The following is a 20,866-nucleotide window of genomic DNA, read 5'->3' on the forward strand; positions in this document are numbered from 1 at the left end:
TCGCGGGTTCTCGCCGAGGGAAGTGGGTGCGCCGGCAATGGCGAACAATGAAGAGAAGCTTCTCGACTATCTGAAGCGTGTGACGGCGGACCTGCGTCAGACACAGCGCCGTCTGAAGGATGTCGAGTCGGCCGGACACGAACCGGTCGCCATCGTGGGCATGTCGTGCCGTTTCCCGGGCGGGGTGCGCTCCCCGGAGGAGCTGTGGCAGCTGGTCGCCACCGGGCGGGACGCCATCACGGAACTGCCCACGGACCGCGACTGGGATCTGGACGCCCTCTTCCACCCCGACCCGGAGCACCCGGGCACCAGCTACTGCCGCGAGGGCGGCTTCCTGGACGACCCCGCGGGATTCGACGCCGCGTTCTTCGGCATCAGTCCGCGCGAGGCCCTGGGCATGGCACCGCAGCAGCGGCTCGCCCTGGAGGCGTCGTGGGAGGCCATCGAGCACGCGGGCATCGATCCGGAATCGCTGCGGTCCAGCCTCACCGGCACCTTCATCGGCTGCGACCACCTCGACTACTGCACGGACGCTTCCCAGGTGCCCGAAGGCTCGGCCGGGTACTTCACCATCGGCAACTCCGCGAGCGTGGTGTCCGGGCGGGTCGCGTACACCCTGGGCCTGGAGGGGGCCGCGGTGACGGTGGACACCGCGTGCTCGTCGTCGCTGGTCGCCCTGCATCTCGCCTGCCAGGCGATCCGGCAGGGCGAATGCGATATGGCGCTGGCGGGCGGGGTCGCCGTGATGTCCTCGACGGCCGGTCTCATCGGCTTCAGCGAGCTGCGGGGGCTCGCCCCGGACGGCAGGTCCAAGGCGTTCTCCGCGCACAGCGACGGCATGACCATGGCCGAGGGCGTCGGCGTCCTGCTGCTGGAGCGGCTGTCCGACGCGCGGCGCAACGGCCACCATGTGCTGGCGCTCGTACGGGGCTCGGCGGTCAACCAGGACGGTGCGTCGAATGGTCTGACGGCGCCGAACGGACCGTCCCAGCAGCGGGTCATCCGGCAGGCGCTCGCCAACGCCCGCCTGACGCCGTCCGAGGTGGACGCGGTCGAGGCGCACGGGACGGGGACCACGCTCGGCGATCCGATCGAGGCCCAGGCGCTGCTGGCCACCTACGGACAGGACCGGCCGGAGGGCCGACCGCTGTGGCTCGGCTCCATCAAGTCCAACATCGGCCACGCGCAGATGGCGGCAGGTGCCGCGGGTGTGATCAAGATGGTGATGGCGATGCGGCACGGGCTGCTGCCCGCCTCGCTGCACATCGATGAGCCGACCCCGCATGTGGACTGGACGGCCGGTGAGGTGCGGCTGCTGACCGAGGCGGCGGAGTGGTCTCGGGGCGAGCATCCACGCCGGGCAGGTGTGTCGTCGTTCGGCATCTCGGGTACGAACGCCCATCTGATCCTGGAGCAGGCCCCGGACGCGGCGGAGTCCGCACCGCCGGTCGCCGAGGCGGGCGGTGTGGTGCCGTGGGTGGTATCGGCACGGAGTACGGAGGCGTTGCGCGGGCAGGCAGGCGCCCTGCTCGACCGGGTGACCGCCGAGGATGACGTATCGCCGGTGGAGGTGGGCTGGTCGCTGCTGAAGACGCGCTCGCTCTTCGACCACCGAGCCGTCGTCGTCGGGGAAGGCCACGAGGAACTGGCGGCGGGCTTGGAGGCCCTGGCGAACGGTGCGCCACACCCGACCGTCGTCCATCCCGGGGGCGCTGCGGGCGTTTCGGGGCAGACGGTGTTCCTGTTCAGCGGGCAGGGCAGCCAACGGACCGGCATGGGCGCGGGGTTGTACGACCGATTCCCCGTCTTTGCCGAAGCCTTCGACGAGGTCTGCGCCCTCCTGGACCCGCACCTGGAACACCCACTCCGCGATGTCGTGTTCAACCAGCAGCACGCACAGCTACTGGACCACACCACCTACGCCCAGGCGGGGCTGTTCGCGCTGCACATCGCCCTGGCCCGGCTGCTGGACTCGCTGGGGCTGCGCCCCAACGTGGTGATCGGCCACTCCATCGGCGAAATCGCCGCCGCCCATGTGGCCGGTGTCTTCGACCTCCCGGACGCCTGCCGACTCGTCGCCGCCCGCGCCACCCTCATGGGCGGACTCCCCGAAGGCGGCGGCATGGCCACCATCGCCGCCACCCCCGACGAACTCGCCGAACACGGCGGCCACGTCAGCATCGCCGCCCTCAACACCCCCGGCAACACCGTCATCTCCGGACCCAGCGAACTGGTCGCCCAGATCAGCGCCGCCTGGGCCGCCAAGGGCCGCAAGACCAAGACCCTGACCGTCAGCCACGCCTTCCACTCCCCCCTGATGGACCCCATCCTGGACCCATTCACCCAGGCCATCACGGACCTGACCTATCACCGGCCCACCCTCCCGCTGCTCAGCAACCTCACCGGAGAGCTGGCCGACGAGCGCATCGCCACCCCCGGCTACTGGGCCCAACACATCCGCCAGCCCGTCCACTTCCACCCCGCCATCACCCACATCGCCCCCGAAGCAGGCGTCTTCCTGGAACTGGGACCGGACCCGGTCCTCGCCACCGCCACACAACACACCCTCGCCCACACGACTACGGACACCAACCCCCTGGTCGCCGCCACGCTCACCCGCAAACAACCCGAAACCCAAGCGTTCGCCAACGCCCTCGCACGCCTCCACACCTCCGGGATCGACGTGGACTGGACCAGCTGGTTCCCCGCCGACCCCACGCCACGAACGGTGGCCCTGCCGACGTACGCCTTCCAGCACCAGCGGTTCTGGCTCGCCCGCCCTGAAGCCCGTATCAGCGGCGCCGCTGCGGGGACGGACCCGGCCGAGGCGCAGCTGTGGCATGCCATCGAAGAGCTGGATGTCGATGCCCTCACGAGCACACTGCAGTTGGAGAAGGACAGCCCCGGTATCGACGCGCTGCTGCCCGCGCTCCCCGTCCTGTCGGCCTGGCGGCGTCAGCACCGCGAGCAGGCCGTCATCAACTCCTGGCGCTACCGGACCACCTGGCAGCAGCTGCCCGACACCGCCACGGCGGCCCTGAGTGGTACGTGGCTGGTGGTCGTCCCCGTCGGCCAGGAGGACCACGCCACGGTCCAGACCGTCGTCCAGGCGCTTCAGGCGCATGGCGCCACCGCGTCCGTCCAGGTGCTCCATGCAGAGCACCGCGACACCCTCACCGAGCGGCTGACCCGGCTGGTCGAGGATGCCCCGGTCTCGGGTGTGCTCAGTCTGCTCGCCCTCGACACCACGGCGCACCCCGAACACTCCGCCGTCCCTGCCGGGCTCCTCGGCACCGTCACCCTGATCCAAGCCCTCGGCGACGCCGGTGTCACCGCTCCCCTGTGGTGCCTCACACAAGGTGCGGTCGCCACCAGCCGTACGGATCGGCTCCCCCACCCGGGCCAGGCCCAGGTCTGGGGGCTGGGCCGGGTCGCCGCCCTCGAACACCCGCAACGGTGGGGTGGGCTCATCGATATGCCCGCCACCGTGACCCACCACACCGCCGCCCGGCTGGCCGCCCTGCTGGTCCCCGGGCAGCCCGAGGACCAGGCCGCGATCCGTACCGCTGGCACGTACGCCCGCCGCCTCGGCCACGCCATTCCCGCATCGTCCGCGAACCCCGTTCCCTGGCGGCCGACCGGTACGACGCTCATCACCGGCGGCACCGGCGGGCTCGGCGCCCACATCGCGCGCTGGCTCGCCCGCGACGGCGCGCCGCGTCTCCACCTCATCAGCCGGTCCGGTCCCGACGCGCCCGGAGCTGCCCAGCTCAGCGAAGACCTCATCGCCTTGGGTGCCTCGGTCACCATCACCGCGTGCGACGTCTCAAACCGCGCCGCGCTGCAGCACCTCATCGACTACATCCCCGCCGAACACCCCCTGACCACCGTCATCCACACCGCCGGAACCATGGACCTCGGCCCGATCGCCGAGCTGGCTCCCGGGCGGCTGCAGTACGTACTGCACTCCAAGGCGCTGGCCGCCACTCATCTGCATGAGATCACCCGGGACCTCGACCTCGACGCCTTCGTGCTCTTCTCGTCCAACGCCGCGACCTGGGGCAGCGGGCAGCAGGCCGCGTACGCGGCGGCGAACGCGTACCTCGACGCCCTCGCCGAACACCGTCGTTCCCAAGGGCTCCCCGCCACCAGCATCGCCTGGGGACCGTGGAGCGAGGCGGGCATGGCCGCCGATGAGAACACGCTCTCCCATCTCAGGCGGCGCGGTCTCTCCCCGCTGACCACCGATCTCGCCATCAAATCCCTGCACCACGCCCTGACGCACGGCGATGCCACGGTCACGGTGGCCGATGTCGACTGGGAGAGGTTCGGCAGCGCCTTCACGACGCAGCGCCCGAGCCCGTTCCTCAGCCCCGTGATGGCACCCGCGATGGAGGACACGGCCCCCGCAGCACCCGCCGCCGCGGCCACTCCGCTGCGGCAGCAGCTCGCCGCCGCCACGGCGGACCAGCGGCAGCCACTCCTGGTGCGCCACATTCAGACCCTTGCCGCCGCCATCCTCGGCCATCCCGACCTCGACGCGGTTCCGGCCACGCAGCCGTTCCAGGAACTCGGCTTCGACTCGCTCACCGCCGTCGAACTGCGCAATCAGCTCGCCGCGACCACCGGTCTGGAACTCGCCCCCGCCCTCGTCTTCGACCATCCCACGCCGAGCGCGCTCGCCACCTATCTGCGCGCCGAACTCACCGGTCAGCAGGCCGCTGTCAGCACCCATGTGTCCTCCGTGGCCGCCGATAATGAGCCCATCGCGATCATCGGCATGGCCTGCCGCTACCCCGGCGGAGTGCGCTCCCCGGAGGAGCTGTGGAAGCTGGTCGCCGAGGGCCGGGACGCCGTCGCGGCGATGCCCACCGACCGGCACTGGGACCTGGACATGCTCTTCGATCCCGATCCGGAGCGCCTGGGCACCAGCTATGCGCGCGAGGGCGGTTTCCTGTACGACGCGGCCGCGTTCGACGCGGCGTTCTTCGGTATCAGCCCGCGCGAAGCGCTCGCCATGGACCCCCAGCAGCGGCTGCTCCTCGAAACCGCGTGGGAGACCTTCGAAAACGCCGGACTCGACCGCGACACGCTCAGCGGCAGCAACACCGGCGTCTTCGCGGGCGGTACCTACCAGGGCTATGGCGCGGGCGGAAGTTCTTCGGCCCGGGAGGTCGAGGGCTATCTGCTGGCGGGCGGCACTCCGAGCGTGATGTCCGGGCGGGTGGCGTACACCTTCGGGCTGGAGGGACCGGCGGTGACGGTGGACACGGCGTGCTCGTCGTCGCTGGTCGCGATGCATCTGGCGGCGCAGGCGCTACGGCAGGGCGAATGCACCCTCGCCCTGGCAGGCGGGGTCACCGTGATGGCCACGCCGACCACCTTCATCGAGTTCTCCCGCCAGCGCGGTCTGGCGGTCGACGGGCGCTGCAAGCCGTTCGCCTCGGCGGCCGACGGCACGGGCTGGGGTGAAGGAGCCGGGCTACTGCTGCTGGAGCGGCTGTCGGACGCGCGTCGCAACGGCCACCAGGTGCTGGCGCTCGTACGGGGCTCAGCGGTCAACCAGGACGGCACCAGCAACGGTCTGACGGCGCCGAACGGGCCCTCCCAGCAGCGGGTCATCGGCCAGGCGCTCGCCAACGCCCGTCTCTCGCCCGCCGAGGTCGATGTGGTGGAGGGGCATGGGACGGGGACCACGCTCGGCGACCCGATCGAGGCCCAGGCCCTGCTGGCCACCTACGGACAGGAGCGCCCGCACGATCGACCGCTGTGGCTCGGCTCCATCAAATCCAACATCGGCCACACCCAGGCCGCCGCAGGCGTGGCCGGGGTCATCAAGATGGTGATGGCGATGCGGCAGGAGCTGCTGCCTGCCTCGCTGCACATCGATGAGCCGAGTGCGAACGTGGACTGGACGGCTGGTGAGGTACGGCTGCTGGCCGAGCCCGTCCCGTGGTCCCGGGGTGAGCATCCACGCCGAGCAGGAGTGTCGTCGTTCGGCATCAGCGGCACCAACGCCCACGTGATCGTGGAGCAGGCCCCGGAAGACGCGGCGGAGTCCGCACCGCCGGTCGCCGAGGCGGGCGGGGTCGTGCCATGGATGGTGTCGGCACGGAGTACGGAGGCGCTGCGCGGGCAGGCGGGCGCCCTGCTCGACCGGGTGACCGCCGACGATGACGTCTCGCCGGTGGAGGTCGGCTGGTCGCTGTTGAAGACCCGCTCGCTCTTCGACCACCGAGCCGTGATCATCGGCGAGAACCGCGAGGAACTGGCGGCGGGCTTGCAGGCCCTGGCGACCGGTGCACCACATCCCGGGGTGACACACTCCGAGGACACCCTCACCGTGCCGGGTCAGACGGTGTTCCTGTTCAGCGGACAGGGCAGCCAGCGACCCGGAATGGGCGCGGGGTTGTACGACCGGTTCCCGGTCTTCGCCGAAGCCTTTGACGAGGTCTGCGCTCTGCTGGACCCGCACCTGGAACACCCGCTTCGCGACATCGTGTTCAACCAGCAGCACGCACAGCTGCTGGACCACACCACCTACGCCCAAGCCGGACTCTTCGCCCTCCACATCGCTCTTGCCCGGCTCCTGGCCTCCACCGGCATCCACCCCGATGCCGTCATCGGCCACTCCATCGGCGAAATCGCCGCCGCCCATGTGGCCGGTGTCTTCGACCTGCCGGACGCCTGCCGACTCGTCGCCGCCCGCGCCACCCTCATGGGCGGACTCCCAGAAGGCGGCGGCATGGCCACCATCGCCGCCACCCCCGACGAACTCGCCGACGATCTCACCGCCACCGACGGCCAGGTCAGCATCGCCGCCCTCAACACCCCCACCAACACCGTCATCTCGGGCCCCATCGCGCTCGTCCAGCAGATCAGCACGGCCTGGGCCGAACGCGGCCGTAAGACGCGGATGCTCACCGTCAGCCACGCCTTCCACTCACCGCTGATGGACCCCATCCTCGAACCCTTCACCCAGGCCATCAGCAACCTCACCTACCACCCGCCCGCCATCCCCCTCCTCAGCAACCTCACCGGGCTACCCGCCGACCAGGACATCACCACCCCCGCGTACTGGGCCCAGCACATCCGCCAGCCCGTCCACTTCCACCAAGCCATCACCCACACCGCGCCTCATACCGGTACGTACCTCGAACTCGGCCCGGACCCCGCCCTGACCACCGCCACCCAACACACCCTCCACCACCACAGCCACCCCACCCCCCTTCTCACTTCCACCCTCACCCACAAACAACCCGAAACCCAAGCCCTCGCCAACGCCCTCGCACGACTCCACACCGCCGGGATCGACGTCGACTGGACACCGTGGTTCCCCGCCGTTCCGACGCCACGCACCGTCGCACTCCCCACCTACGCCTTCCAGCGCCAGCACTTCTGGCTCGCCTCCTCCGAGACGGCTACGCCCGTCACCGAGACCGCGCAAGCGGATCGGGCGTTCTGGGACGCCGTTGAGCGCGAGGATCTGGAATCCCTTGCCGCGACCATCGACTCCCCGGCCGACCAGCAGCCCATGCTGAGCGCCGTGTTGCCGACCCTCTCGGCGTGGCGGCGGCAGCATCGCGAGCAAGCGGTCATCGACTCTTGGCGCTACCGGACGACGTGGAAGCAACTCTCCGCGCCCGCCGTACCCGCCACGCTTTCCGGCACTTGGCTGCTCCTCATCCCGTCCGACCAGGCCGATCACCCCGCCGTGGCGACCGTCGTACAGGCCCTCACCGCGCACGGCGCCACTCCCCTCCCCCACACGCTCGACACCCGGCAGGCCCATCGCGCTGAGCTGGCGGAAGAACTCACCCGGCTCACCGCCGACGGCGAGCCGACGGGAATCGTGAGCCTGCTCGCGCTCGCCCAGGAGCCGCATCCGGCCCACGCTGCCGTGCCCTCCGGACTCGTGACCACCACCGCCCTGGTCCAGGCTCTCGGGGACGCCGAGGTCGCCGCACCGCTGTGGTGTCTCACCCAGGGTGCCGTCGCCATCCACCCCGCCGATCCGCTGCCCAGTCCGCGCCAGGCGCAGACCTGGGGGCTCGGCCGCTCGGCCGCGCTGGAACACGCCCGTCGCTGGGGTGGGCTGATCGACCTCCCGACCGTCATCGATCACCACACCTCCGACCGTCTCGCGGCGCTGCTCGCGCCCGGGCAGCCCGAGGACCAGGCCGCGATCCGCGCCACCGGCACGTACGCCCGCCGCCTCGGCCACGCCACTCCCGCATCGTCCGCGAACCGCCTTCCGTGGCAGCCGACCGGCACGACACTCATCACCGGCGGTACCGGCGGGCTCGGCGCCCACCTCGCACGCTGGCTCGCCCGCAACGGCGCACCCCATCTCCACCTCACCAGCCGCACCGGCCCCGACGCACCCGGCGCCGCCCAACTCAGCGAAGAACTCATCGTCTTGGGCGCCTCGGTCACCATCACCGCCTGCGACGTCTCCGACCGCACCGCCCTCCGCCACCTCCTCCACACCGTCCCCGCCGAACACCCCCTCACCACCGTCATCCACGCCGCTGGAGCCTCCGACACCGAGCTGATCGCCGATCTCCAGCCGGAACGCCTCCAGCATGTGCTGGAGCCGAAGGCCCTGGCAGCCGAGCATCTGCATGACCTCACGAAGGGGCTCGGCCTCAGCGCTTTCGTCCTCTTCTCCTCCGGTGCGGCCTCCTGGGGCGGCAGTCGACAGGCCGCCTACGCCGCCGCCAACACCTACCTCGACGCCCTCGCCGAACACCGCCGTCTCCAAGGGCTCCCCGCCACCAGCATCGCCTGGGGACCGTGGAGCGACGCGGGCATGGCCGCCGACGAAACGGCGCTCTCGTTCTACGGGCGGCGGGGGTTGGCACCGCTCAGCCCCGACCTCGCGGTCGCAGCCCTCCACCACGCGCTCAGCCACCACGACACAACCGTCACCATCGCGGACATCGACTGGGAGAAGTTCCCCGCCACGTTCACGGCGCAACGGCCGAGTCCGCTGCTCTCCGACCTGATCGAGCCCACCGCTCACCCGGCGGACCGTCGCCGCACCCCGTCGCGTGCCACACCGCTGCGCCAGCAGCTCGACTCCAGCACCCCCGACCAGCAGCATCAGCTTCTGCTCCACCAGATCCGGTCCCTGGCGGCCGCGATCCTGGGCCACACCGGGCCCGACGCCATTCCGCCCAGCCAGCCGTTCCAGGAGCTGGGGTTCGACTCCCTCACCGCCGTCGAACTCCGCAACCAGCTCGCCACCCTCACGGGCCTCGATCTCCCGCCCTCTCTCATCTTCGACCACCCCACACCGGACACCCTCGCGACCCAGCTGTGTGCCGACATCACCGGGCAGCGGACGGCCGTCGCGGCCCACGCACCCACCGCGGCCGCGCTCGACGAGCCCATCGCGATCGTCGGAATGGCCTGTCGCTATCCCGGTGGCACGCGCAACCCGAAAGATCTGTGGGAGCTGGTCGTCGCACACCGCGACGCCATCACGGAGATGCCCACCGACCGGCACTGGGATCTCCACACGCTCTTTCACCCCGACCCCGACCACTCGGGTACGAGTTACGTCCGCGAGGGTGGCTTTCTCCATGAGGCGCCCGCGTTCGACGCGGCGTTCTTCGGCATCAGCCCACGCGAGGCCGTCGCGATGGACCCCCAGCAGCGACTGCTCCTCGAAACCGCGTGGGAGACCTTCGAAAACGCGGGGCTCGACCGCGACGCGCTGAGTGGCAGCAATACCGGTGTCTTCGCCGGAGTGACCTCCCAGGACTATCTGTCGCTCACCGGCGATACGGCAAGCGATGTCGAGGGCTACGTCGCCACGGGCAACATCGCCAGTGTGGTGTCCGGCCGGGTGGCGTACTCGTTCGGCCTGGAAGGACCCGCGGTCACCGTCGACACGGCCTGTTCGTCGTCGCTCGTGGCCATGCATCTGGCCGCCCAGGCGCTGCGGCAGGGCGAATGCACCCTCGCCCTGGCGGGCGGGGTGACGGTGATGGCCACCCCGGGCGCGTTCATCGAATTCTCGCGCCAGCGCGGTCTGGCCCCTGATGCCCGGTGCAAGCCGTTCGCCGCGGCCGCCGATGGCATGGTGTGGGGTGAGGGCGTGGGCCTCGTCCTGCTGGAGCGGCTGTCCGACGCGCGGCGCAACGGCCACCGGGTGCTGGCGCTCGTACGGGGCTCAGCGGTCAACCAGGACGGCACCAGCAACGGTCTGACGGCGCCGAACGGGCCGTCCCAGCAGCGGGTCATCCGGCAGGCGCTCGCCAACGCCCGCCTCACGCCGTCCGAAGTGGACGCGGTCGAGGCGCATGGGACGGGGACCACGCTCGGCGATCCGATCGAGGCCCAGGCGCTGCTGGCCACCTACGGACAGGACCGGCCGGACGACCGACCGCTGTGGCTCGGCTCCATCAAGTCCAACATCGGCCACACCCAGGCCGCCGCAGGCGTGGCGGGCGTCATCAAGATGGTGATGGCCATGCGCCACGGGCTGCTGCCCGCCTCGCTGCACATCGACGAGCCGACGCCCAATGTGCACTGGTCCGAGGGTGACGTACAGCTGCTCACCGAGCCTGTTCCGTGGCCGGAGGGCGAACAGCCGCGCCGGGCAGGTGTGTCGTCCTTCGGTATCAGCGGCACCAACGCCCATCTGATCCTGGAGCAGGCTGACCATCCGGTGGCGCCGGTTTCCACGGTTGGCGGTGTCGTGCCGTGGGTTGTATCCGCGCACAGTGCGGAGGCCCTTCGAGGGCAGGCGGGTGTCTTGGCCGAGCACGTCTGTGCTGAGGATGACGTATCGCCGGTGGAGGTGGGCTGGTCGCTGCTGAAGACGCGCTCGCTCTTCGACCACCGAGCGATCATCGTCGGGGACAGCCACGAGGAACTGGCGGCGGGCTTGCAGGCCCTGGCGAACGGTGCCCCACACCAGGCCGTCGTACATCCCGGAGGCGCTGCGAGCACTGCGGGGCAGACGGTGTTCCTGTTCAGCGGACAGGGCAGCCAACGGACCGGCATGGGCGCGGGGTTGTACGACCGATTCCCCGTCTTCGCCGAAGCCTTCGACGAGGTCTGCGCCCTCCTGGACCCGCACCTGGAACACCCACTCCGCGATGTCGTGTTCAACCAGCAGCACGCACAGCTACTGGACCACACCACCTACGCCCAGGCGGGGCTGTTCGCGCTGCACATCGCCCTGGCCCGGCTGCTGGACTCGCAGGGGCTGCGCCCCAACGTGGTGATCGGCCACTCCATCGGCGAAATCGCCGCCGCCCATGTGGCCGGTGTCTTCGACCTCCCGGACGCCTGCCGACTCGTCGCAGCACGCGCCACCCTCATGGGCGGACTCCCAGAAGGCGGCGGCATGGCCACCATCGCCGCCACCCCCAACGAACTAACCGACGAACTCGCCGAACACGGCGGCCACGTCAGCATCGCCGCCCTCAACACCCCCGGCAACACCGTCATCTCCGGCCCCAGCGAACTGGTCGCCCAGATCAGCGCAGCCTGGGCCGCCAAGGGCCGCAAGACCAAGACCCTGACCGTCAGCCACGCCTTCCACTCCCCCCTGATGGACCCCATCCTGGACCCATTCACCCAGGCCATCACGGACCTGACCTACCACCGGCCCACCCTCCCGCTGCTCAGCAACCTCACCGGAGAGCTGGCCGACGAGCGCATCGCCACCCCCGGCTACTGGGCCCAACACATCCGCCAGCCCGTCCACTTCCACCCCGCCATCACCCACATCGCCCCCGAGACAGGCGTCTTCCTGGAACTGGGACCGGACCCGGTCCTCGCCACCGCCACACAACACACCCTCGCCCACACGACTACGGACACCAACCCCCTGGTCGCCGCCACGCTCACCCGCAAACAACCCGAAACCCAAGCGTTCGCCAACGCCCTCGCACGCCTCCACACCTCCGGGATCGACGTCGACTGGGCGCCCTGGTTCCCCGCCGCCCCAGCCCCACGGCTCGTCGAATTGCCGACGTACGCCTTCCAGCGCCAGCGCTTCTGGCTCGCCCCACCCCCTCACCGTGCCGATGGTCGCGGTGAGCATCACGACCCGGTCGAGGCACAGCTGTGGGGCGCCATCGAGGCGCAGGACGTGGACGCCCTCACCAACACACTCCAGCTGGCGGAGAACGACCCCGGTATCGATTCGCTCCTGCCTGCCCTCCCTCTTCTCTCGGCCTGGCGTCGACGGCACCGGGAGCACTCCACCATCGACTCGTGGCGCTACCGGATCGCCTGGGAGCAGCTGCCCGACACCGTCGCCACTCCCGTCCTCACCGGGACCTGGCTGCTGCTGGTGCCGCCCGGTCTGGAAGACCATCCGGTCGTCCAGACCGCCGCCCAGGCACTCGATGACCACGGCGCGGTGCGTGAGACGCTTGCCATCGACACCGTTGGCGCTCATCGCGAGGCGCTCGTCCAGCAGCTCGCGGGTACCGCAGACGTACGTACCGCACCCGTCGGTGTGTTGAGCCTCCTCGCCCTCGATGAGGCCGCGCACCCGGACCACCCGGCCGTTCCGGCCGGGCTGGCCGCCACCGCGGCCCTCGTCCAGGCCCTCGATGAACTCCGGTGGTCCGCAGCCCTGTGGTGCTTCACCCAGGGCGCCGTGGCGGCCGCGCTCTCCGATGCGCTTCCCCATCCGCTCCAGGCACAGACCTGGGGTTTCGGCCGGGTCGCCGCGCTGGAGTACCCCCAGCTCTGGGGCGGTTTGATCGATCTGCCCGACACCGTCGATGCCCGCACTCCCGGCCGCATCGCCGGGCTGCTCACGCCCGGGCAGCCCGAGGACCAGGTGGCGATCCGTACGACCGTCCTGGGGCGCCGTCTTGAGCATGCGTCCGCCACCGACGCCCTGGCGGTCCCCTGGCAGCCGTCCGGCACGACGCTCATCACCGGCGGTACCGGCGGGCTCGGCGCCCACCTCGCACGCTGGCTCGCCCGCAACGGCGCACCACATCTCCACCTCACCAGCCGCACCGGCCCCGACGCACCCGGCGCCGCCCAACTCAGCGAAGAACTCATCGCTCTGGGGACCTCGGTCACCATCACCGCCTGCGACGTCTCCGACCGCGCCGCCCTTCGCCACCTCCTCCACACCATCCCCGCCGAACGCCCCCTCACCACCGTCATCCACGCCGCGGGCATCGCGGAAAACACATCGCTCGCGGAGAGCGACCTCCCCCACATCAACGCGGTCCTCCAGCCCAAAGCGCTCGCCGCCACCCACCTCCATGAGCTGACTAAAGACCACGACCTCAGCGCCTTTGTTCTCTTCTCCTCCGGTGCGGCCTCCTGGGGCGGCAGTCGGCAGGCCGCCTACGCCGCCGCCAACACCTACCTCGACGCCCTCGCCGAACACCGCCGTCTCCAAGGGCTCCCCGCCACCAGCGTCGCCTGGGCGCCCTGGAGCGACGCGGGTATGGCCTCCGACGAGGCCGTTGTCGACTACTACAACCGGCGCGGGATGAGTCCGCTCGCCCCGGAACTCGCCGTCGCGTCGCTTCAGCACGCCCTCGACCACGACGACACCACCGTCACCGTCGCGGATATCGACTGGCAGAAGTTCCCGACCAGTTTTACGGCGCATCGGCCGAGTCCCCTCCTCAGCCGCCTCATGCCCGCCCCTTCGTCCGGCGCCGGCACCGCCCCGGATTCGATGTCCGGCTTCGGCTCGCTCCAGCAACAACTGAACGGCAGCACGCCCGCCCAGCAGCAGCAACTCCTCCTCCATCACCTACTGACCCACGCGGCCGCGATCCTCGGCCACCCCAGTACGGACGCGATTCCCCCCACCCAGCCGTTCCAGGAGCTGGGGTTCGATTCCCTCACCGCCGTCGAATTCGGGAACCGGCTCACCGCCGCCACGGGTATCGATCTGCCCCCCACGCTCATCTTCGACCACCCCACACCGAATCAGCTGGCGGACTTCCTGCGCGAGTGCCTCGTCGATGCGGATGTGACCTCCGAGGGGCGGCTGCTGTCGGACCTCGACAGGTGGGATTCGGTGTCGGAGCCGTCGGCGGTGGACGAGGCGGCGCGGCGCCGGATCACCGGCCGACTGCAGCTGCTGCTGGCCAAGTGGAGCGACACGGAACGCGAAGCGGACCGTTCCACGGCCCATAGCGAGCTTGAGACAGCAACAGCGGAAGACATTTTCGACCTCATTTCCGATGAGTTCGGAAAGGCATGAGCCCGATGAACTCCACCCTCCGCGCCGCGCCAAGGAGCTTGCGCTAGATGTCCAACGAAGAGAAGCTTCTCGATCACCTCAAGTGGGTCACGGCCGAATTGCGCCAGACCCGCCAGCGTCTGCGCGAGGTCGATTCCGCCGAGCCGGAGCCGATCGCCATCGTGGGAATGGCGTGCCGATTCCCGGGCGGGGTGCGGTCACCGGAGGACCTTTGGCAGCTGGTGGAGCAGGGCGATGACGCCATTTCCGGGTTTCCGACCGACCGGGGCTGGGGGCTCGGCGAACTCTTCGATCCGGATCCCGAGCACTACGGCACGTCCTATGTGGACCAGGGCGGATTCTGTTACGACGCGACCGAGTTCGACGCGGCGTTCTTCGACATCAGCCCGCGTGAGGCCGTCGCGATGGACCCCCAGCAGCGGCTGCTCCTCGAAACGGCGTGGGAGGCGTTCGAACGGGCAGGGTTCCGTCGCGACACCTTGAGCGGCAGCAACACCGGTGTGTTCGCCGGGATCGGTTCCCACGACTATCTGTCGGTCATCGGGAACATCACCAGCGAGGTCGAGGGCTACGTCGGGGCGGGCAACCTCGGCAGTGTGGTGTCGGGCCGGGTGGCCTACTCCCTGGGTCTGGAAGGGCCCGCGGTCACGGTGGACACGGCGTGTTCGTCGTCGCTGGTGGCCATCCATCTGGCCTGTCAGTCGCTGCGCCAGGGCGAATGCGATGCGGCGCTGGCGGGTGGCGTGGCGGTGATGGCCACTCCGGGGGCATTCATCGAGTTCTCCCGCCAGCGTGGCATGGCCCCCGACGGCCGCTGCAAGCCCTTCGCCGCCGCGGCCGATGGCACCGGCTGGGGCGAGGGTGCCGGGCTCGTCGTACTGGAGCGCCTGGGTGAGGCGCGGCGTCGCAACCACCGGGTGCTGGCGGTGATCCGTGGTTCGGCGGTCAACCAGGATGGCGCGAGCAATGGGCTGACCGCGCCGAACGGGCCGTCGCAGCAGCGAGTGATCCGGCAGGCGCTCGCCAACGCCCATCTGTCCACCGCCGAGGTGGACGCGGTGGAAGGCCACGGCACCGGTACGACGCTCGGCGACCCGATCGAGGCCCAGGCGCTGCTGGCCACGTACGGGCGAGGGAGGGCGGAGGACCGGCCGCTGTGGCTGGGTTCCATCAAGTCGAACCTGGGCCACACCCAGGCCGCCGCAGGTACGGCCAGTGTCATCAAGATGGTGATGGCGATGCGCCATGAACTGCTGCCCGCCTCGCTGCACATCGATGAGCCGACCCCCCATGCGGACTGGGCCTCGGGGGGCGTACGGCTGCTGACCGAACCGGTCCGGTGGCCACGGGGGGAACGGCCGCGCAGGGCCGGGGTGTCCGCGTTCGGCATCTCGGGGACGAACGCCCATCTGATCCTTGAGCAGGCCCCCGAGGAGGCGGAACACACCGCCGCGCGACCGCATCCCGACGATATCGGTGTGGTGCCGTGGGTGGTGTCGGCGCGCAACGATCAGGCGTTACGGGGTCAGGCGCGGGCGCTGGCCGAGCGGGTGGCCGCCGACGAGGACGTAACGGCTGCCGAGGTGGGCTGGTCGCTGATCCGCACCCGGTCGGTGTTCGACCACCGCGCGGTGGTCGTGGGCGAGAACCGCGACCAGCTGATGGCCGGGCTCACGGCCCTGACAGCCGGTGACACTCATCCCGGAGTGGTCGAGCCCGGCAGCGCGGCGGCCACCGCCGTGTCGGGGGCGGGCCCGGTGCTGGTGTTCCCGGGGCAGGGTTCGCAGTGGGCCGGAATGGGCGCCGCACTGCTGGACGACTCCCCAATGTTCGCCGCCCGCGTGGCCGAGTGCGAACAGGCCCTCGCCCCCTACGTGGACTGGTCACTCACCGACGTGCTGCGCGGCGCTCCTGACACCGCCGACCTCGGCCGCGTCGATGTCGTACAGCCTGTCCTGTGGGCCGTCATGGTCTCCCTCGCGGCCGTCTGGGACGACCACGGCGTGGTCCCGGCCGCCGTGGTCGGCCACAGCCAGGGCGAAATCGCCGCCGCCGTGGTGGCCGGTGCCCTGTCACTGGACGAAGGCGCCCGGATCGTAGCCCTGCGCAGCCGCGCACTGCGCAAACTCGCGGGCGGCGGCGCGATGGCCTCCCTCGCCATGAGCCAAGACCACGCCGAACACTTCCTCACCGGCCTGGGCGAGCGCGCCGAAGGCGTCGGCGTGGCAGCAGTCAATGGGCCGGGATCCGTGGTCGTGTCCGGGCCCCCCGAGCAGGTCACCCACACCGTGGCGGCATGCCAGGAGGCAGGCAGCCGGGCCCGGCTGATCGACGTGGACTACGCCTCACACGGCCCCCAAGTGGACGAGATCACCGACGAGCTGACCGACCTCCTGGCCGGGATCGAACCGGCCCAGGCGGAGGTGGCGTTCTACTCCACCGTCACCGGCGGCCGGATCGACACGAGCCGTCTGGACACCGCGTACTGGGTGACGAATCTGCGCGAGCGGGTGCGGTTCGCCGATGCCGTACGGGCCCTGCTGGACGACGGCCACCGCGTGTTCATCGAGGCCAGCACCCACCCCGTCCTCACCGTCGGCTTGCAGGAGACCTTCGAGGAGGCCGGAGTCCAGGCCGTCACCGTGCCCACCCTGCGCCGCGACCACGGCGGCCGTGCCCAGCTGGTCCGCGCCATCGCCCAGGCCTTCACGGCGGGGGTCGAGGTGGACTGGTCCCGGCGGTTCCCCGGCGATCCGGCCCCGCGCGTCGTCGACCTGCCGACGTACGCCTTCCAGCGCGACCGGTACTGGCTCGACCGCCGGGGCGGGCCCAGTGGCGATCCGGCCGAACTCGGGCTGGTGCCCGCCGGGCATCCGCTGCTCGGCGCAGCCGTGGAAGTGGCCGAGGGCGGCACCCAGCTGCTGACCGGGCGGCTGTCCCCGCAGACCCACCCCTGGCTGAACGACCACCGGGTGCTGGACACCGTGCTGCTGCCCGGCACCGCCTTCGCCGAACTCGCCGTGCACGCCGCCGCCCGGACCGGCTGCGACCACGTGTCCGAGCTGACCCTGGCCGCGCCGCTCGTCGTCCCGGACGGCGAGGCGGTCGACGTCCAAGTGGCCATCGGCATCCCCGGCGACAGTGGCGAGCGCCCTCTCACCATCCATTCCCGTCCCGCCGCCGAGAGCGGCGACACGGCAGCGTGGACACGGCACGCGACCGGTGTGCTCGCCCCCTCGCCCGCGACCGCACCCGTCGTGCCGCTCGACGGTGCGTGGCCGCCACCGGGGGCCACACCGCTGCCCGTGGAGGACTTCTACACCGGGCTCGCCGACCACGGCTATGCCTACGGCCCGTCGTTCCAGGGGCTCACAGCCGCGTGGCGGCTGGACGAACACCTGTACGCCGAGGTGGCGCTGCCCGAGGGCGACCGTGCCTCCGCCACCGGGTACGGCATCCACCCGGCCCTGCTCGACGCCGCCCTCCACGCCCGCGCCCTGGACGTCGCCCCCGATTCCGAGGAGGCGCGGCAGGTCCTCCTCCCCTTCGCCTGGAGCGGTCTGCGGCTGTGCGCCACCGGTGCCGACGCCCTGCGCGTACGCATCACCCCGACCGCGGCGGACCGGCTCGCGCTGCGGGTCTGCGACCCGGTCGGCACACCGGTGGTGACCGTGGACGACCTGATCCTGCGGCCCGCACCGGAGGACGGGCAGCTCGGCCGCGCCCGGGCCGCGAGCCGCAACGCGCTGTTCCAGCTCGGCTGGGCACCGGCGCCCCTGCCCGAGGGCGGGCCGGTGCTTCGTACGGCCGTCCTCGGATCCGGCGCGGAGCCGCTGGCCGCCGCCCTGCCCGATGCCGCCCGTCATCCCGGACTCGACGCCATCCGGGCGGCCACGGCGGAGGGGACACCGGCCCCCGACGTCGTGTTCGCCACCGTCGCCACTCCCCCGGCCGCCGACCCGGACGCCGACCCGGTCGAGCACACGCATCGCATCGCCACAGACGTGCTCGCGCTGCTCCAAGGCTTCCTCGCCGCACCCGAGTTCACCGGCTCCCGGCTGGCCGTCGTCACCCGGCGCGCGGTGGCCACCCACGGCCAGGACGACATCCACGACCTGCCCGCTTCCGCCGCCTGGGGTCTGGTGCGCAGCGCCCAGTCGGAGAACCCCGGCCGTCTGCTGCTGCTCGACCTGGACGAGCACGACCTGTCGCCGCAGACAGTGGCGGGCGCGGTCGCCTCGGGCGAGCCGCAGATCGCGCTGCGCGGTGGCCAGGCGTACGTGGCCCGGCTCGTCCATGACGACGCCGCCAAGCGGCTCACCCCGCCTGACGGCCCGGCGGCGTGGCGGCTGGGGCTCACCGGGCACGGCAGCCTGGACCATCTCGCCCTGGTCGACTGCCCGGACAACACGCGCCCGCTGGGCCCCGGCGAGGTGCGGGTGGCGCTGCACGCGGGCGGGGTGAACTTCCATGACGTCGTGGTGGCGCTGGGCATGGTGGAGGACCCCCGGCCGCTCGGTGGCGACGGCGCGGGCGTGGTGGTCGAAGTGGGCCCGGACACCGGCCGGTTCGCCGTGGGCAACCGGGTCATGGGCCTGTTCAACGGCACCGGACCGCTGGTCATCACCGACAGTCGGCTCATCACCCGGATGCCGGACGGCTGGTCGTACGCGCAGGCGGCGACCATCCCGTCGGCCTTTCTCACCGCGTACTACGGGCTGGCCGATCTCGCGGGGCTGCGCTCGGGCGAGAAGCTGCTGCTGCACGCGGCCACCGGCGGGGTCGGTCTGGCGGCCGTGCAGCTGGCCCGGCACTGGGGGGCCGAGGTGTACGCCACCGCGAGCCCCGGCAAGTGGCACGCGCTGCGGGCCCGTGGCTTCGACGACCGCCACATCGCCTCCTCCCGCGCGCTCGACTTCGAGGACTGTGTCCGCGAGGCCGCCGGGGCCGTCGATGTGGTGCTCAATGCGCTGGCGGGTGACTTCGTGGACGCGTCGCTGCGGCTGCTGGCGCCCGGCGGTCGCTTCATCGACATGGCCAGGACCGACCTCCGTGATCCCGACCAGGTCGGCGCCGAGTACGCCGGGGTCCGCTACCGTGCGTTCGACCTCGTCAGCGGTGCCGGTCCGGACCGTATCCAGCAGATGCTGGCCGATCTGTCGGTGCTGTTCGAGGACGGCACACTGCACCCTCTGCCGACCACGGTGTGGGACATCCGCCGGGCTCCCGAGGCGTTCCGCCACTTCAGCCAGGCACGCCACATCGGCAAGATCGTCCTGTCGATTCCCCAGGCCCTCGACCCGGAGGGCACCGTCCTGATCACTGGTGGCACCGGCACCCTGGGGGCCGCCACCGCCCGCCATCTGGTGGCCCGCCACGGCGTACGGAGGCTGCTGCTGGTCAGCCGCCGGGGGCTGGACGCACCGGGCGCGCCCGAACTGGCGGCCGAACTGGCCGACCTGGGCGCGCAGGTCACCGTCGCCGGGTGTGACACCGCGGACCGGGCGGCCCTCGCCAAGCTGCTGGCATCCCTTCCCGAGCGTCATCGGCTCACGGCGGTGGTCCATGCCGCCGGGTTGCTGCGCGATGCCACGGTCGAGGCACTGACCCCCGCTCAGGTGGACGATGTCCTGCGGGCGAAGGCGGACGCGGCGTGGAATCTGCACGAGCTGACCCGTGAGATGGCTCCGGCGGTGTTCGTGCTGTTCTCCGCCGCCGCCGGGTTGCTCGGCGCGGCAGGGCAGGGCAACTACGCGGCCGCCAACGCCTTCCTGGACGCCCTGGCCCAGCACCGCCACGCCCAGGGCCTGCCCGCCACCTCCCTGGCCTGGGGCTACTGGGAGCAGGCGACCGGGATGACCGGGGACATGACCGACGCCGACCGGGCCCGGCTGGCGCGGGCGGGCATGGTGGGGCTGGAGACCGAGCAGGGCCTCGCGCTGCTCGACATCGCGCTCGCCAGCGGGCTGCCCACGCTGGCGCCCATCCGCCTGGACCTGGCCGCCATGCGCCGTCAGGCCCGGGACACCGAACCCCCGGCCCTCTTCCGCACCCTTGTGCGCGGCGGCGCTCCGCAGGCGGCCGCCACAGCGGCCGGGGTGTCCGCCACGGACCCGGCGCAGTCGCTCGCGGCGCTCTCGGCGGAGGATCGGCAGCAGGCGCTCCTCAAACTGGTGCGCGGGCATACCGCGACCGTGCTGGGCCACGACGCGGCGGAGGCCATCCATCCCGCGCAGAACTTCCGGGAACTCGGCTTCGACTCCCTCACCGCCGTCGAGCTGCGGAACCGCCTGAGCGCCGCCACCGGGCTGAGGCTGCCCGCCACTCTGGTCTTCGACCACCCCACGCCCACCTCGGTCGTCCGGCTCCTGGACGAGCTGCTGATCCCGGCCGGGACGGCCCGGGGCGGCTCCCTCCTCGCGGATCTGGACGCCATCGGCGCGGCCCTGGGCGCGGTGGCGGACGACCGGGAGCAGCGGGCGCGGATCGCGGAGCGGCTGCGGGAGTTGCTGCGCAGGGTGGACGGCGATGCCGAGGAGGAGACCGACGAGGGCGATCTGGAGTCGGCCACCGACGAGGAGTTGTTCCAGGTGCTCGACAGCGAGCTGAACGCCCCCGTGGACGACGGTCTCCACTGACCTCCCTCTCCCACCC

General features: G+C 71.3%; 2 protein-coding genes. Both read left to right on the forward strand.

Annotated features, from left to right (window positions below):
* Positions 1–37 precede the first annotated feature (37 nt).
* Positions 38–14,212, forward strand: coding sequence for a type I polyketide synthase (locus ACWC5C_RS15235; protein WP_450875854.1), 14,175 nt, complete (start codon positions 38–40; stop codon positions 14,210–14,212).
* A gap of 47 nt (positions 14,213–14,259) precedes the next feature.
* Positions 14,260–20,850, forward strand: a complete 6,591-nt coding sequence (locus ACWC5C_RS15240; protein WP_450875855.1) for an SDR family NAD(P)-dependent oxidoreductase — start codon at positions 14,260–14,262, stop codon at positions 20,848–20,850.
* Positions 20,851–20,866 lie beyond the last annotated feature (16 nt).

This window comes from Streptomyces sp. NPDC001700, from assembly GCF_053596435.1.